Below are 15,552 nucleotides of genomic sequence, written 5' to 3' on the forward strand. Positions count from 1 at the left end.
GGTGACCAGTGCCGCGCCGCAAGAATCCAGTAACCCCGCCGATGCCCTCCCGAAGAGCTGGGACCCCAGCGCCGTCGAGGAGCAGCTGTACGAGGGCTGGGTAGCGGCCGGGTACTTCGAGGCCGACGCGACCAGCGACAAGCCCGGCTACTCCATCGTGCTGCCGCCGCCGAACGTCACCGGCAGCCTGCACATGGGCCATGCCCTCGACCACACCCTCATGGACGCGCTGACCCGCCGCAAGCGGATGCAGGGCTTCGAGGTGCTGTGGCTGCCCGGCATGGACCACGCGGGCATCGCCACCCAGACCATCGTCGAGAAGCAGCTCGCCGCCGACGGCGTCACCAAGGCGGACCTCGGCCGCGAAGCCTTCATCGAGAAGGTCTGGGACTGGAAGCGCGAGTCCGGCGGCATGATCCAGGGCCAGATGCGACGCATCGGCGACGGCGTCGACTGGTCCCGCGACCGCTTCACCATGGACGAGGGCCTCTCCCGGGCCGTCCAGACCATCTTCAAGCGGATGTACGACGACGGCCTGATCTACCGCGCCGAGCGTCTCGTGAACTGGTCGCCCGTGCTGCAGACCGCGATCTCGGACATCGAGGTGAAGTTCGAGGAGGTCGAGGGCGAGCTGGTCTCGCTGCGCTACGGCTCCCTGAGCGACGACGAGCCGCACGTCATCGTCGCGACCACCCGCGTCGAGACGATGCTCGGTGACACCGCCGTCGCCGTCCACCCCGAGGACGAGCGCTACAAGCACCTCGTCGGCACCACCCTCGAGCACCCGTTCACGGGCCGCGCGATCCCGATCATCGCCGACGACTACGTCGACCCCGAGTTCGGCACCGGCGCCGTGAAGATCACGCCTGCACACGACCCCAACGACTTCGAGATGGGTCTGCGGCACAACCTGCCGATGCCCACGATCATGGACAAGACCGGCAAGATCGCCGACACCGGAACGCAGTTCGACGGCATGGACCGCTTCGAGGCCCGCGTCAAGGTGCGTGAGGCCCTCGCCGAGCAGGGCCGCGTCGTCGCCGAGAAGCGCCCGTACCTGCACAGCGTCGGCCACTCCGAGCGGTCCGGCGAGACCATCGAGCCGCGGCTGTCGATGCAGTGGTGGGTGAAGGTCGACGGGCTGGCGAAGGCCGCCGGTGACGCGGTCCGCGGCGGCGAGACCACCATCCACCCGGCCAGCCAGGAACCCCGCTGGTTCGCGTGGGTCGACCACATGCACGACTGGTGCATCTCCCGTCAGCTGTGGTGGGGCCACCGGATCCCGATCTGGTACGGCCCGAACGGCGAGGTCCAGTGCTTCGGCCCCGACGAGACCGCACCCGAGGGCTGGGAGCAGGACCCCGACGTCCTCGACACCTGGTTCTCGTCGGGTCTGTGGCCCTTCTCCACGATGGGCTGGCCCGAGAAGACTCCCGAGCTCGAGAAGTTCTATCCCACAAGCGTTCTCGTCACCGGCTACGACATCCTGTTCTTCTGGGTCGCCCGGATGATGATGTTCGGCACCTACGTGGCCGGCGACGACGCGGTGAGCGACGCCAAGGTTCCCTTCAAGGACCTGTTCCTGCACGGACTGGTGCGCGACCAGTTCGGCAAGAAGATGTCGAAGTCGCGCGGCAACGGCATCGACCCACTCGACTGGGTGGACCGCTTCGGCGCCGACGCGCTGCGCTTCACCCTCGCGCGTGGTGCCAACCCGGGCAGCGACCTCGCCGTCGGCGAGGACCATGCGCAGTCGTCCCGCAACTTCGCGAACAAGCTGTTCAACGCGACCAAGTTCGCGCTGATGAACGGCGCCGTCGTCGCGGACCTGCCCGACCGGGCGTCCTTGACCGACGCCGACCGGTGGATCCTCGACCGTCTGGAGCAGGTCCGCGCCGAGGTCGACGAGGCGTTCGAGCGGTTCGAGTTCTCCAAGGCCTGCGAGGCGCTGTACCACTTCGCGTGGGACGAGGTCTGCGACTGGTACCTCGAACTCGCGAAGCCGCAGCTCGCCGAGGGCAGCGTCCACGCCGAGGGCACCAAGGCCGTGCTCGGCACCGTCCTCGACGCACTGCTTCGCCTGCTGCACCCGGTGATCCCGTTCGTCACCGAGACCCTGTGGAAGGTGCTCACCGGCGGTGAGTCCGTGGTCGTCGCGTCCTGGCCGCAGGCGACGGACGTCCCGACGGACGCCGACTCCGCGCGCCGCGTCGCCGACCTGCAGAAGCTGGTCACCGAGATCCGCCGCTTCCGCAGCGACCAGGGCCTGAAGCCGTCGCAGAAGGTCGCGGCCCGTCTCTCCGAGATCGAGACCGCCGACCTCACCGCGCAGGTCGAGGCCGTGTCCTCGCTGGCCCGCCTGACGGCGCCGGGCGACGACTTCCGGGCCACCGCGTCCATCGAGGTGCGCCTGACGCTTGCCACGGTGACCGTCGAGCTCGACACCTCGGGAACCGTCGACGTGGCCGCCGAGCGCAAGCGCCTGGAGAAGGACCTCGCCGTCGCGGAGAAGGAGCTGGCCGGCACCACTGGCAAGCTGGGCAACGAGGCGTTCCTCGCGAAGGCACCTGACGCCGTCGTCGACAAGATCCGCGGTCGTCAGCAGGTCGCGCAGGAGGAGATCGCGCGTATCACGGCACGGCTGGCGGAGCTGGGGCAGGCGTGAGCGAGGAGGACTCCGCCCGGCCAGGGGTTCCGTCCCCGGTCGATCTCGCGGAACTGGCGCTCGTCGAGGCCGAACTCGACAAGCGCTGGCCCGAGACGAAGATCGAGCCGTCGCTCACCCGGATCGCGGCGCTGATGGACCTGCTGGGCTCGCCCCAGCGGGCGTACCCGGCGATCCACGTCGCGGGCACCAACGGCAAGACCTCGGTGACCCGGATGATCGACGCGCTGCTCGGTGCGCTGCACCGTCGCGTGGGCCGGACGACCAGCCCGCACCTGCAGCTCGCGACGGAGCGGATCAGCATCGACGGCACTCCGATCTCGCCGCGTACCTACGTCGACACGTACAACGAGCTCGCGCCGTACATCGAGATGGTCGACGACCGGTCGCAGGCCGCGGGTGGTCCCGCGATGAGCAAGTTCGAGGTGCTCACCGCGATGTCGTTCGCTGCGTTCGCCGAGGCGCCCGTCGACGTCGGAGTGATCGAGGTGGGACTCGGGGGACGTTGGGACGCAACGAATGTCGTTGACGGCCAGGTCGCGGTCATCACCCCGATCAGCCTCGACCACGCCGAGTACCTGGGCACCGACCTCGCGGCGATCGCCGCGGAGAAGGCCGGGATCATCAAGAAGGCGCCCGAGGCGATCGTCCCGCGGGACACCGTCGCGATCATCGCGCAGCAGGAACCCGAGGTGATGGACGTGCTGCTGCGTCGGGCCGTCGACGCGGACGCCGCCGTCGCACGGGAGGGCTCCGAGTTCAGCGTCCTGGCGCGGCAGATCGCCATCGGCGGCCAACAGCTCGAACTGCAGGGCCTCGGTGGCGTCTACACCGACATCTTCCTGCCGCTGCACGGTGAGCACCAGGCGCGCAACGCCTCGCTCGCGCTCGCCGCGGTCGAGGCGTTCTTCGGAGCCGGACCCGAGAAGCAGCTCGACGTCGACGCGATCCGCGCCGCCTTCGCGTCGCTGACCAACCCGGGCCGGCTCGAACGGGTCCGCAGCGCCCCGACCGTGTTCCTGGACGCGGCGCACAACCCCGACGGAGCCCGGGCCCTCGCGACCGCACTGGCCGACGAGTTCGACTTCCGCAAGCTCGTCGGCGTCGTCGCCGTGCTCGGGGACAAGGACGCCGACGGCATCCTCGCCGCACTCGAGACCGTCTTCGACGAGATCGTCGTGACCACCAACGGATCACCGCGCGCGATGGACGTCGAGCAGCTCGCCGACATCGCCGTCGCCCGGTTCGGCGACGAACGGGTCGTGGTCGCCCAGACCCTGCCCGACGCGATCGAGACCGCGATCGCGCTGGCGGAGGAGGTCGGCGAGCCCGGCGAAGCGATCTCCGGCGCCGGTGTCGTGGTCACGGGATCCGTCGTCACCGCGGGCGAGGCCCGCACCCTGTTCGGAAAGGACCCCGCGTGAGCACCCCCGACCGGCCCGCCCAGTTCAAGCCGCCTGCCGTCGACCCCTGGAAGGGGTTCCGCGGCGTCTGCTCGGGCACCCTCATCCTCGAGGCGATCGTCGTGTTCCTCGGGATCCCGGCCGTCGCGAAGCTGGGGACGGGGATCGACACGTGGGAGATCGTGTACCTGACCGCGCTCGGGGTGCTGATGATCCTCGCGTGCGGCGTCCAGTCCAGGTCCTGGGCGATGGGGCTGAACCTCGGACTCCAGGTGGCGATGATCGCGGGATGGGTCATCCATCCGGCGATCGGAGTGATGGGTCTGGTGTTCGCAGCCGTGTGGGCCTACCTGCTGTACCTGCGAAAGGACATCGAGGCGCGGATCGAGCGGGGACTGCTGCGCGGCCAGCGTGACTGACCCGTCTGCAGGGGCGGTGCGGCGCACCCGATAGGCTGTCCGCCCGTGACTGAGCGCACCCTGGTACTGATCAAGCCCGACGGCGTTGCCCGCAACCTCATCGGAGACATTCTCGCGCGAGTCGAGCGCAAGGGTCTGACCGTCGCCGCACTGGAGATGCGGATCGCCGGTGCGGACGTTGCGGGTGAGCACTACGCAGAGCACGCCGAGCGCCCCTTCTATCCAGCTCTGCTGGAATTCATCACTTCGGGCCCGCTCGTGGCCGCTGTGGTCGAGGGACCGCGAGCGATCGCCGCGTTCCGGCAGATCGCGGGCGGCACCGACCCGGTCGAGAAGGCCGTCCCAGGTACGATCCGCGGCGACCTCGCCCTCGACGGCCAGCAGAACCTGGTGCACGGATCCGACTCCGCGGAGTCGGCCGCGCGCGAGATCGCGCTCTGGTTCCCGAACCTCGCACAGTCCTGAATCGTCACCCGTCCGTCCCATCGCACCGCACCCTTCGCCGCCCGAATCGGGCCCGGCGGGGGTGCGGTGCGCCGTTGGCGCGGTGTGCCCGGCGCGTGTGGGATACTGACACTGGTTGACCCGTGCACGACTCGTCCCTGCCCGCCGGAACAGTTCGGGCGGCACCGACGATCGCGTACGGCAGACCGGATGACACCACGGCTCGATGCTCGCATCGCTGCTACCAGGCGGAGGAAATCCCTCCCCGGCGGCACGCTGGATGATCAGGCGCACGGGACGCGGGGTTCAGCCTGCCAGGCCCCATACGAGATGGACGTGACCCCCGCGATCACCGACATCGGTACGGGGCGAGACCAGACGGACTCACACCCCGGTGTGAGCACACAGACAGTGCCCTCGAGTGGCCGCGCACTCCGACAGGTGGACGCGCCCGGGGGCCCGAGGAGACTTACGTGGCCGATAAAGCGCCGCACGAAACTTCACAGCCCGCGACTCCGGTGTTCCCGGAGAAGATGCGAGTCCATGCGCTCGCCAAGATCCTGGGGCTGACCAGCAAGCAGGTTCTCGCGCAGGTCGCCGACTTCGGTGTCGAGCTGCGCAGCGCACAGTCCAGCATCGACCGCGCACTCGCCGAGCGGGTGCACACCGCCCTGCACGCGCCGACCGAGAACGCGCCGACAGGCGAGACGTCGGCCACCGAGCCGGCTCCGGCGCCCGCCGACGAGACGACCGCAGTGCAGGCGTCGCCCGATCTGATCGCCGAGGCACAGATCCCCGCGCAGAGCGGGCTCTTCACCGACACCTCGACGCAGGAGGCTCCGGCCGCACCCACCGAGGTGCCCGTCTTCCAGGCGCCGCTGTTCCTGCAGCCCGAGGCCGCCGAGGCGCCGCCGCGGCGCAGGCGTGCCCGGCGTGAGGCCGCCGCACCCGACGAGGACACCCCGATCGAGGTCACCACCGCCGCCACGCCCGCCGCGGAGGAGGAGCGTCCCGACCAGGAACAGACCACCGCGACCGTCGCCGAGGAGGCCGCGCCGAAGGGTGAGCAGGCCGAGCACGACGACGAGTCGGAGGGCCAGGGCCGCCGTCGTCGCCGTGGCCGTCGTGGCCGCGGTCGTGGACGCGGCGAGTCCGAGGCCGCGGGTGATACCGGCGACGGCTCCGAGCAGACGGCCGAGAGGTCGACCGAGCCGGAGTCGGACACCGAGTCCAAGGACGCCGAAACCAAGGACGACGCCGCCGCCGCCGACACGACGGCCGCGGAAGCCGAGGCCGAGGGTGCTGAGGCGAAGGATTCCGAGGACACCGACGACTCGGAGGGCGGCACCAGCCGTCGCCGTCGTCGTCGCCGCCGCCGCAAGGGCAGCGACGCCACCGACAGCGCCGAGGACGACGGCGTCACCACCGTCGTGCACGAGCGCGAACCCCGGACCAAGGCGCGCGCCGCCAAGGACGAGGTGCAGGGCATCAGCGGTTCCACGCGACTCGAGGCCAAGCGGCAGCGACGCCGCGACGGCCGTGACGCGGGACGTCGTCGTCCGCCGATCCTCACGGAGTCTGAGTTCCTCGCCCGCCGCGAATCGGTCGACCGGGTCATGGTCGTCCGTGAGAAGAGCGGTCAGGCGCACCCCGACGGACTCACCCAGGTCGCCGTCCTCGAGGACGACATCCTCGTCGAGCACTTCGTCACCACCTCGGCGTCCGCGTCGATGGTCGGCAATGTCTACCTCGGCCGGGTGCAGAACGTGCTCCCGTCGATGGAGGCCGCGTTCATCGACATCGGCCGCGGGCGCAACGGCGTCCTCTACGCAGGTGAGGTCAACTGGGAGGCCGCCGGGCTCGGCGGCAACAGTCGCAAGATCGAGCAGGCCCTCAAGCCGGGCGACCAGGTCCTCGTGCAGGTGTCCAAGGACCCGGTCGGGCACAAGGGTGCCCGCCTGACCACGCAGATCTCCCTGGCCGGCCGGTTCCTGGTCTACGTGCCGGGGGGTACGTCCACGGGTATCAGCCGCAAGCTGCCCGACACCGAGCGCAAGCGCCTCAAGGAGATCCTGCGGGAGGTCGTGCCTCCGGAGGCCGGTGTCATCATCCGCACGGCGGCCGAGGGTGTCAGCGAAGAGGAACTGTCGCGTGACGTGCAGCGGTTGCAGTCGCAGTGGGCGGAGATCGAAGAGCACGCGGCGGCGGCGGACAAGGGCAAGTCCGGCAACCCGAAGGCTCTGTACGAAGAGCCGGACATGCTCGTCAAGGTCGTCCGTGACCTGTTCAACGAGGACTTCTCCAAGATCGTGATCGAGGGTGAGAAGTCCTGGTCGACGGTCGAGAACTACATCCGGACGGTGGCCCCCGATCTGCTGCCGCGCGTCGAGCGCTACGAGCCGCAGGCCGGTGGACCCGACGTGTTCACCGTCCGCCGGATCGACGAGCAGCTGTCCAAGGCCCTCGACCGCAAGGTCTGGCTGCCGTCCGGCGGCACCCTCGTCATCGACCGGACCGAGGCCATGACGGTCGTCGACGTCAACACCGGCAAGTTCACCGGTGCGGGCGGCAACCTCGAGGAGACGGTCACCCGCAACAACCTCGAGGCCGCGGAGGAGATCGTCCGCCAGATGAGGCTCCGGGACATCGGCGGCATGATCGTCGTCGACTTCATCGACATGGTGCTCGAGTCGAACCGGGACCTGGTCCTGCGTCGTCTCACCGAGGCGCTCGGGCGGGACCGCACGCGGCACCAGGTCTCCGAGGTCACCTCGCTGGGCCTGGTCCAGATGACCCGCAAGAAGCTGGGCACCGGCCTGGTCGAGGCGTTCTCGACCACGTGCGAGCACTGCCACGGCCGCGGCATCGTCGTGCACGCGGACCCGGTCGAGGTCCGCGGCGGCGACGACGGTGGCTCGCGGGCGCAGGGCAAGAGCGAGTCGGGCGGCAGCAGGCGCAAGCGCGGCGGTCGCGACAAGTCGGGTTCGGGCGAGCAGCAGCAGTCGGCGCCGGAGAAGAACGGTCACGGCGAGGCCGATGCGAGTGCGAAGCGCGCGCATCCCGTCGCGCTGGCGATGGCCGCGCACCTGCACGAGGAGTCGGCCGAGGGGTCGGCGACGCAGGGCGCCGATGGACCCGCCGAGAGCACCGACGTGTCGGTCTCGGAGAGCACGGACGCGACCGTCGAGGTCGCGTCTGCGGAGACCGAGGCACCCTCGACGGCGGCTGCCGACAAGACGGATCGGGTCGAGTCCCCGGCGGCGAGTGAGGTCGCGGAGCCGGCCGAGACCGCACCGGTGTCCGAGCCGGAGGTCATCACCGAGAGCGTCGGTCGGGACGAGACCGAAGCAGGCGACGCCGAGACCCCTGCGGTCGAGGTTGCGGCTGCCGAGGCCGAGCCGGAGGCCGCAGCGCCGGCCCGAGGACGTCGTCGTTCCCGTCGGGCGTCGCGGGCGACCTCGGCACCCGAGCATCCGGAGGGTCCGGAGGAGGGGACGGTCGTGGTGATCGCGAAGCAGGACGTCGCCGCTGCCGAACCCGAGGTCGTGCCTGTGCCGGAACCGCTCGTGGCAGCCGGTGACGGCGCCGCAGCACCCGTCGCGGCGGAGCCCGTGGCACCGAAACGCCGACCGCGCAGGCGTGCGGCAGGGCGGCCCGCAGGGCCTCCGATCGAGGCATGACCGGGTGACCGGTCGAGGCGACGGAGTGTGAGATGGCCGGGGCGGTTTGACCCTGCCAATTGCAATCCCGTAATCTTGACCGGTCGCTACTCGGCGACAAAGCTCTGCTGCGCCCGCGAGGGCGCCGGAGGGGCCGAGGAAGCAAAGTACACAAGACCAGTCGCGCGACATCCGCGCGAGCACGTTCGAAGTAGCAAGGGGTAGCCGTCCGATGGCAACGTACGCGATCGTCAAGACCGGCGGAAAGCAGTACAAGGTCGCTGTTGGTGACCTTGTCAAGGTCGAGAAGATCGAGGGTGAGCCCGGCGCTGCTGTCTCGCTGACCCCGGTCCTCGTCGTCGACGGATCCGAGCTGACCACCGACGCCGACAAGCTGGCGAAGGTCCAGGTCACCGGTGAGGTCGTCGAGCACACCAAGGGCCCGAAGATCCGCATCCACAAGTTCAAGAACAAGACCGGCTACCACAAGCGGCAGGGCCACCGTCAGAAGCTGACGGTCCTCAAGGTCACCGGCATCAAGTAACTCGATCTCTTCGAGAACACTTCGTAGAACCGAGCTTCACAAACCCTGAGGAGGGTCCGTCATGGCACATAAGAAGGGTGCATCCAGCTCGCGCAACGGTCGCGATTCGAATGCCCAGCGACTCGGCGTCAAGCGCTTCGGCGGTCAGGCCGTCAGCGCAGGCGAGATCCTGGTCCGTCAGCGCGGCACGCACTTCCACCCCGGCGTCAACGTCGGCCGTGGCGGCGACGACACGCTGTTCGCCCTCGCTGCCGGTGCTGTCGAATTCGGCACCAAGCGTGGACGCAAGACCGTGAACATCGTTCCGGCTGCGGCAGAGGCCTGAGTCTACTGCTGCGCAACGCGCTTCCAGGAGGGGCGGGCCAGGGTCACACACCCGGCTCGCCCCTCTTGCTTTTCCCCGGCTGACAGGAAGGAATCCGGCAGTCATGTCCCGGTTCATCGATCGTGTGGTGCTGCACGTCAGCGCAGGCAAGGGCGGCAACGGCTGCGCCTCCGTGCATCGCGAGAAGTTCAAGCCACTCGGTGGACCGGACGGCGGCAACGGCGGTCGCGGCGGTGACGTCGTCCTCGTCGTCGACTCCAACGTGCACACGCTGCTCGACTTCCACTTCCATCCCCGTGCCAAGGCCACCAACGGCCGGCAGGGTGAGGGCGGCAACCGCGAGGGCGCCAACGGCTCCGATCTGGTCCTGAAGGTTCCGGACGGGACCGTCGTCCTCGACAAGAACGGCCAGATCCTCGCCGACATGATCGGCACCGGAACGAAGTTCGTCGCCGCGCAGGGCGGCCGAGGCGGTCTCGGCAACGCCGCGCTGTCGTCGAAGGCACGCAAGGCCCCCGGATTCGCGCTCCTCGGTGAGGAAGGCGTCGAACGGGACCTCGTCCTCGAACTGAAGTCCGTCGCCGACGTCGGGCTCGTCGGGTTCCCGTCGGCGGGCAAGTCGTCGCTGGTGTCCGTGCTGTCCGCGGCCAAGCCGAAGATCGCCGACTACCCGTTCACCACCCTGCAGCCGAACCTCGGTGTCGTCTCCAGCGGTGACACCACGTTCACGGTCGCCGACGTGCCCGGCCTGATCCCCGGCGCCAGCGACGGCCGCGGACTCGGTCTCGACTTCCTGCGCCACCTCGAGCGCTGCGCGGTGCTGGCCCACGTCGTCGACTGCGCGACACTCGAAACCGACCGTGACCCCGTCTCCGACGTCGACGCGCTCGAAGCCGAACTCGCGGCGTACAAGCCGGCGCTGTCCGGCGACGCGAGCCTCGGCGACCTCGCCGACCGGCCGCGCATCGTGATCCTCAACAAGGCCGACGTGCCGGACGCCGCGGACCTCGCCGAGATGGTGACGCCCGAGTTCGAGTCGCGTGGCTGGCCCGTGTTCACGATCTCCGCGGTGAGCCGGGAAGGCCTGCGGCCCTTGACCTTCGCGCTCGCGAAGATGGTCGAGGAGTACCGGATCGCCCATCCTCCCGCCGCACCCAAGCGTCAGGTCATCCGGCCCATCGCCGTCGACGAGACCGGCTTCAGCATCATCGCCGATCCCGAGACTCCGGGTGGGTTCATCGTGCGCGGCACCCGGCCGGAACGCTGGATCCGTCAGACCGCGTTCGACAACGACGAAGCCGTCGGCTACCTGGCCGACCGGCTCGCACGCCTGGGCGTCGAGGACCAGTTGGTCAAGATGGGCGCCGAACCGGGCTGCTCCGTGACCATCGGCGACGTCAGCTTCGAGTGGGAACCGCAGACCCCCGCCGGCGTCGATCTGACCCGTACCGGTCGCGGCACCGACGCCCGACTCGACCAGGTCGAGCGCATCGGCGCCGCCGAGCGCAAGCATGCACACCGCGTGCGGCGTGGTCTCGAATCCGAAGACCCCGAGAACCAGTGACGGCCTCTGCCACCCGCACCGAAATCGCGACCGCCCGCAGCATCGTCGTCAAGATCGGGTCCTCGGCCCTGACCAGCCTCCACTCCGGTCTGGACCGCGGGAAGCTCGATGCGCTCGCGGACGCGATCGAGGCGCGGATGCGGGCGGGAACCGACGTCGTGGTGGTGTCGTCCGGCGCCGTCGGTGCGGGGATCGCGCCCCTCGGGCTGTCGAAGCGGCCCCGGGACCTCGCGACCAAGCAGGCGGCGGCCAGCGTCGGGCAGCTCGCACTCGCTCACGCGTGGGGTACGTCGTTCCACCGGTACGGCCGCACAGTCGGACAGGTGCTGCTCACCGCCGACGACATCGCCCGCCGCACCCAGTACCGCAACGCGCAGCGCACCCTCGACCGGCTGCGCGCCCTGCACGCCGTCGCCGTCGTCAACGAGAACGACACCGTCGCCACGGCGGAACTGCGGTTCGGTGACAACGACCGGCTCGCGGCGATGGTCGCGCACCTGGTCAGTGCGGATGCCCTGATCCTGCTGTCCGACGTCGACGGCCTGTACGACGGCGATCCCCGCAAGGGCGCCGCGACCCTGATCCCGGAGGTGACGAGCCCCGAGGATCTCGACGGTGTGGTTGCCGGGTCCGGGGGAGCGCTCGGCACCGGCGGCATGGCGTCGAAGCTGTCCGCGGCGCGCCTGGCTGCCGACTCAGGGGTTCCGGTGCTGCTGGCGGCGGCGAGCGACGCCGCCCGGGCGTTGTCGCGCGCCGATGTCGGAACGGCGTTCGCGGCGCGTCCGACGCGACTGTCGGCGCGCAAGTTCTGGGTCCGGCACGCCGCCGACACCCAGGGCGAACTGCACCTCGACAGCGGCGCGGTCCGTGCCGTCGTCGACAAGCGGCGTTCGCTGCTGCCCGCGGGCATCACGGCGGCCAGCGGCCGGTTCCACGGCGGCGACGTCGTGTCCCTGACCGGACCTGACGGAGTCCCGGTCGCGCGCGGCGTCGTCGCGTACGATGCGGCGGAACTCGACGAGATGCTCGGCCGGTCCACGACGGAGCTGCCGTCGGACATGCAGCGCCCGGTCGTCCACGCCGACGACCTCACCCCCCTCTGACCCGACCCTCACCCACCTCTCGACCTCCGCAGCCTTCGGGCTGAAGGTGGCGTTCATCTCGTTGGATGAGCTGAACGGGCCGTTCAGCCGGCGGTGGGTGAGCTGCCGCGCGTGGCTGAAAGTGGCGTTCATCTCGTTGGATGAGCTGAACGGGCCGTTCAGCCGGCGGTGGGTGGGGTGGGGCGCGGGGGTCGGGAGTCAGGCCGACGTGGTGAGTGCGGCGAGGGTTTCGCTGCAGCCGGCCTCCAGCTTCAGCGTCGCGTGCTCGTCGCCGCGGGTGGCGCCGCGGTTGACGATCGCGACGGGCATGCCGCGTTTGACGGCGTGACGGACGAAGCGCAGGCCCGACTGCACCGTCAGGGACGAGCCGAGCACCAGCAGGACGTCGGCGGACTCGACCATCGCGTACGCCGCGTCGACGCGCTCGCGCGGGACGGACTCGCCGAAATAGACGATGTCCGGTTTGAGGATGCCGCCGCATCGCTCGCAGTCGACCACGCGGAAGTGTGCGGTGTCCTCGATGACCGCGTCGGCGTCGGGCGCGACCTCGACTGCCGTTGCCCCCGTGACGGATTCGGCGAATCCGGGGTTGGCGGCGTCGAGCCGCTCGCCGAGTGCGATGCGGGAGGTGCGATGCTCGCAGCCCATACAGCGAACCTGCATGTAGTTGCCGTGCAGGTCGATCACCGACCGGCTGCCCGCCTTCGTGTGCAAGAGGTCGACGTTCTGGGTGAGCACCCCGCGCACCGTCCCGGCACGTTCGAGCGCAGCCAGGGCGCGGTGGCCGGCGTTCGGCTCGGTGGCGTCCATGTGCCGCCAGCCCAGGTGATTCCGAGCCCAGTAGTGCCGCCGGAAAGCTGCATCGCCCATGAACTGCTGGTACGTCATCGGGTTGCGTGGCGGTGAGTCGGGACCGCGGTAGTCGGGGATGCCGGAATCGGTGGACATGCCCGCGCCGGTGAGGGCGACGACCCTACGACCGCGGACGAGCGCGACCAGATCCGTCGTGGTCGGAAGTGTGGTCGCCGCGGTCATGCAGTCCAGGCTAGCGCGCACTTCCGCGCATCGGCCCCGACGACCGGACGGACCCGACCGGGCACGGGTACCGTCGACGACATGGGCGTGATCGGAGAGATGTTCCCGGGCAAGAAGCTGGAGAACGACGACAGCCAGGACGGCGGCGGACAGATGCATCGCCCGCGCGTAGAACTCGACCTCGACGCCGGAGTGATCCGGGTGACGCCGCCGACGCGCACCAGTGACCAGCTGGACACCGACGGGGCGTCGTCGGATCAGTAGCCGGCGGCCGGGTCGATCCGCGCGATCAGCGGTTCACCGGCCGCGAACCGCGCGACGTTCGTCGCGACGTGGTCGGCGAACGCGGGCGGCCGGACGGCAGGTGGGTTCGAGCAGTGTGGGGTGACGATCGCATTCGGCAGTGACCACAGCGGGTGGCCGTCCGGCAGTGGCTCGGGATCCGTGACGTCCAGGCCCGCGCCGCCGATCGCTCCGTCGCGCAGGGCGGCGACGAGTGCATCGGTGTCCACCAGCGATCCGCGGGCCACGTTGACAACCCAGGACGCCGGACCGAGCCGACCCAATTCGGGGGCGCCGACGAGGTGGCGGGTGTCGGCGGTGGCGGGGGCCGCGATCACCACGTGGTCGATCCGGTCCCACATCTCGTCGGCGCGGGAGGCCGGCAACGTGACCTCGGCGCCGGGAACCGGTGTGCCGGAACGATTCACCGCGACCACGGTCGCTCCGACGGCGGTGAGCATGGGAACCAGTGCCCGGCCGATCCCGCCTGCGCCGAGGATGCCGACGCAGGCCCCGCGCAGCGTCCCGACCCTCCCGAAGAACTCCTGCTGACGCCAGGTGGTCGCAGTGATCTGGTCGGGCAGCGAACGCACTCCGGCGAGGAGCAGCGTCAGCGCGTGCTCGGTGACGGTGGCCGAGAATGCTCCCGCCGCGGACGTCCAGACGACATCGGGGTGCCGCGCGATGACGCCGGCGGCGAACCACTCCTCGACACCGGCGGAGAACAACTGGACCCAGTGCACCGAGGCAGGCAGGGACGCCGGGAACCCCTCGGTCCCGGCATCCCACACCAGTGCGTGCGCCTGATCCAGGGACGTGACGTGCCCGCCGCCTCGGGTGACGGCCTCCGCGAGCAGCGGAGAGTCGACAGGGCCGATGGCGACGGGCACGGGCGTCATGAGGATCTCCTGGTCAGGCAGGCAACTCGATCAACGGGTAGACCCCATTCTCGTCGTGCACCTCGCGTCCGGTGACCGGGGGGTTGAACACGCAGAGCATGCGCATCTGGGTGACGGGTTCGACGCGGTGCCGCTCGTGCCCGTCGAGCAGATACATGGTGCCCGGCCGCAGCTCGTGCACCTCGCCCGTCTCCAGGTCGGTGAGGATTCCGTCGCCCTCGATCAGCCACACCGCCTCGACGTGGTTCGCGTAGTGGAATTCGTTGACCGAACCGGGGGCGATGGTGGTCTCGTGGAAGGAGAACCCGACGCGGTCGTCGGCCAGGACGATGCGCTTGGACCGCCAGTTGCCGTCGGCGCTGGTGACGTCGCGGTCGGTGTCGGTGATGTCCTCAGTGGTACGAACGATCATGTCAATTCTCCTCTCACGCACACACTTTGGCGGTCGCCTCGGCCAGGATGCTCAGGCCGTGGTTCAGCTCGTCGTGGGTGATCGTCAGTGGGGGAAGCAGTTTCACGACCTCGTCGGAGGGGCCGGACGTCTCGGCGAGCAGGCCCTCGTCGAAGGCGAGTCCGCACACCTTCACCGCCTTGCCCGGATCGTCGAAGACGAGGCCCTGGACCATGCCGCGGCCACGGGTGCTCACACCGTCGAACGAGTCGGCGAGGTTCGCGAAGATCTCACCGATCCGGCGGCCCTTCGCGGCCGTCGACAGCTGGAGCTGATCGTCGGCCCAGTACTGCTCGAGTGCGGCGGTGGCGGTGACGAAGGCGGGGTTGTTGCCGCGGAAGGTGCCGTTGTGTTCGCCGGGTGTCCAGACGTCGAGTTCGGGTTTGAAGAGGGTGAGGGCCATGGGGAGGCCGTAGCCGCCGATGGATTTGGAGAGGGTGACGATGTCGGGGGTGATGCCGGCGATTTCGAAGGAGAAGAAGGGGCCGGTGCGGCCGCAGCCCATTTGGACGTCGTCGACGATGAGGAGGATGTCGCGGGAGGAGCAGAGGTCGGCGAGGGCGCGGAGCCATTCGGGGCGGGCGACGTTGACGCCGCCTTCGCCCTGGACGGTTTCGACGATGACGGCGGCGGGGCGGTTGAGGCCGCTGCCGGAGTCGTCGAGGACGCGTTCGAACCAGTGGAAGTCGGGCATTTCGCCGTCGAAGTAGTTGTCGAACGGCATGGGTGTGGAGTGGACGAGGGGGATGCCTGCTCCGG

At 69.8% G+C, this 15,552-nt stretch carries 14 protein-coding genes; 10 read left to right on the top strand and 4 right to left on the bottom strand.

The window, feature by feature from the left end; genetic code table 11:
* Position 1 precedes the first annotated feature (1 nt).
* The 9 genes from ACFSJG_RS03070 (at position 2) to proB (ending at position 12,126) form a co-directional block, all read left to right on the top strand.
* Positions 2-2,665, top strand: coding sequence for a valine--tRNA ligase (locus ACFSJG_RS03070; protein WP_378483738.1), 2,664 nt, complete (start codon positions 2-4; stop codon positions 2,663-2,665).
* Entirely contained in the window at positions 2,662-4,089 is a 1,428-nt protein-coding gene (folC, locus tag ACFSJG_RS03075; protein WP_378483739.1) for a bifunctional tetrahydrofolate synthase/dihydrofolate synthase, read from the top strand. The genes ACFSJG_RS03070 and folC overlap by 4 nt, the downstream gene beginning before the upstream one ends.
* The gene (locus ACFSJG_RS03080; RefSeq protein ID WP_378483740.1) at positions 4,086-4,487 is read left to right on the top strand and encodes a DUF4233 domain-containing protein; all 402 of its coding nucleotides are present in this window, start codon (positions 4,086-4,088) and stop codon (positions 4,485-4,487) included. Before folC ends, ACFSJG_RS03080 begins: the two co-directional genes overlap by 4 nt.
* A gap of 45 nt (positions 4,488-4,532) precedes the next feature.
* Entirely contained in the window at positions 4,533-4,952 is a 420-nt protein-coding gene (ndk, locus tag ACFSJG_RS03085) for a nucleoside-diphosphate kinase (protein WP_378483741.1), read from the top strand.
* A 452-nt stretch (positions 4,953-5,404) separates the two neighbouring features.
* Entirely contained in the window at positions 5,405-8,611 is a 3,207-nt protein-coding gene (locus ACFSJG_RS03090; RefSeq protein ID WP_378483742.1) for a translation initiation factor IF-2 N-terminal domain-containing protein, read from the top strand.
* Positions 8,612-8,822: 211 nt separating this feature from the next.
* Positions 8,823-9,134, top strand: coding sequence for a 50S ribosomal protein L21 (gene rplU, locus ACFSJG_RS03095; RefSeq protein WP_378483743.1), 312 nt, complete (start codon positions 8,823-8,825; stop codon positions 9,132-9,134).
* A gap of 61 nt (positions 9,135-9,195) precedes the next feature.
* Positions 9,196-9,459: a 50S ribosomal protein L27 gene (rpmA, locus tag ACFSJG_RS03100; RefSeq protein ID WP_007532011.1), complete on the top strand. Its 264-nt coding sequence runs from the start codon at positions 9,196-9,198 to the stop codon at positions 9,457-9,459.
* A 103-nt stretch (positions 9,460-9,562) separates the two neighbouring features.
* On the top strand, positions 9,563-11,023 hold the full coding sequence (gene obgE / locus ACFSJG_RS03105) for a GTPase ObgE (RefSeq protein ID WP_378483744.1): 1,461 nt from the start codon (positions 9,563-9,565) through the stop codon (positions 11,021-11,023).
* Positions 11,020-12,126, top strand: a complete 1,107-nt coding sequence (gene proB, locus ACFSJG_RS03110; RefSeq protein ID WP_378483745.1) for a glutamate 5-kinase — start codon at positions 11,020-11,022, stop codon at positions 12,124-12,126. Before obgE ends, proB begins: the two co-directional genes overlap by 4 nt.
* 198 nt (positions 12,127-12,324) lie before the next feature.
* Here proB and ACFSJG_RS03115 read toward each other — a convergent pair whose 3' ends face one another.
* Entirely contained in the window at positions 12,325-13,161 is an 837-nt protein-coding gene (locus ACFSJG_RS03115; RefSeq protein WP_378483746.1) for an NAD-dependent protein deacetylase, read from the bottom strand.
* An 81-nt stretch (positions 13,162-13,242) separates the two neighbouring features.
* Here ACFSJG_RS03115 and ACFSJG_RS03120 point away from each other — a divergent pair, with 81 nt between their 5' ends.
* Entirely contained in the window at positions 13,243-13,425 is a 183-nt protein-coding gene (locus ACFSJG_RS03120; RefSeq protein ID WP_378483747.1) for a hypothetical protein, read from the top strand.
* Here ACFSJG_RS03120 and ACFSJG_RS03125 read toward each other — a convergent pair.
* The 3 genes from ACFSJG_RS03125 to ACFSJG_RS03135 all read right to left on the bottom strand — a co-directional run.
* On the bottom strand, positions 13,419-14,342 hold the full coding sequence (locus ACFSJG_RS03125) for a D-isomer specific 2-hydroxyacid dehydrogenase family protein (protein WP_378483748.1): 924 nt from the start codon (positions 14,340-14,342) through the stop codon (positions 13,419-13,421). The genes ACFSJG_RS03120 and ACFSJG_RS03125 overlap by 7 nt on opposite strands.
* A gap of 13 nt (positions 14,343-14,355) precedes the next feature.
* A complete protein-coding gene (locus tag ACFSJG_RS03130) occupies positions 14,356-14,754 on the bottom strand; it encodes an ectoine synthase (protein ID WP_378483749.1) in 399 nt (132 codons plus the stop codon).
* A 13-nt stretch (positions 14,755-14,767) separates the two neighbouring features.
* Positions 14,768-15,552: aminotransferase class III-fold pyridoxal phosphate-dependent enzyme (locus tag ACFSJG_RS03135; protein WP_378483750.1), on the bottom strand; the 785-nt coding region annotated here is incomplete at its 5' end.

Origin of the sequence: Rhodococcus gannanensis (assembly GCF_042681175.1) — a bacterium.
Taxonomy (GTDB): domain Bacteria; phylum Actinomycetota; class Actinomycetes; order Mycobacteriales; family Mycobacteriaceae; genus Rhodococcus_G; species Rhodococcus_G gannanensis.

Excerpts from the sequence above, each read along its gene's own strand:
- rplU (WP_378483743.1), top strand. The coding sequence starts at position 8,823 with ATGGCAACGTACGCGATCGTCAAGACCGGCGGAAAGCAGTACAAGGTC.
- rpmA (WP_007532011.1), top strand. The coding sequence starts at position 9,196 with ATGGCACATAAGAAGGGTGCATCCAGCTCGCGCAACGGTCGCGATTCG.
- obgE (WP_378483744.1), top strand. The coding sequence starts at position 9,563 with ATGTCCCGGTTCATCGATCGTGTGGTGCTGCACGTCAGCGCAGGCAAG.
- ACFSJG_RS03115 (WP_378483746.1), bottom strand. The coding sequence starts at position 13,161 with ATGACCGCGGCGACCACACTTCCGACCACGACGGATCTGGTCGCGCTC.
- ACFSJG_RS03120 (WP_378483747.1), top strand. The coding sequence starts at position 13,243 with ATGGGCGTGATCGGAGAGATGTTCCCGGGCAAGAAGCTGGAGAACGAC.
- ACFSJG_RS03125 (WP_378483748.1), bottom strand. The coding sequence starts at position 14,342 with ATGACGCCCGTGCCCGTCGCCATCGGCCCTGTCGACTCTCCGCTGCTC.
- ACFSJG_RS03130 (WP_378483749.1), bottom strand. The coding sequence starts at position 14,754 with ATGATCGTTCGTACCACTGAGGACATCACCGACACCGACCGCGACGTC.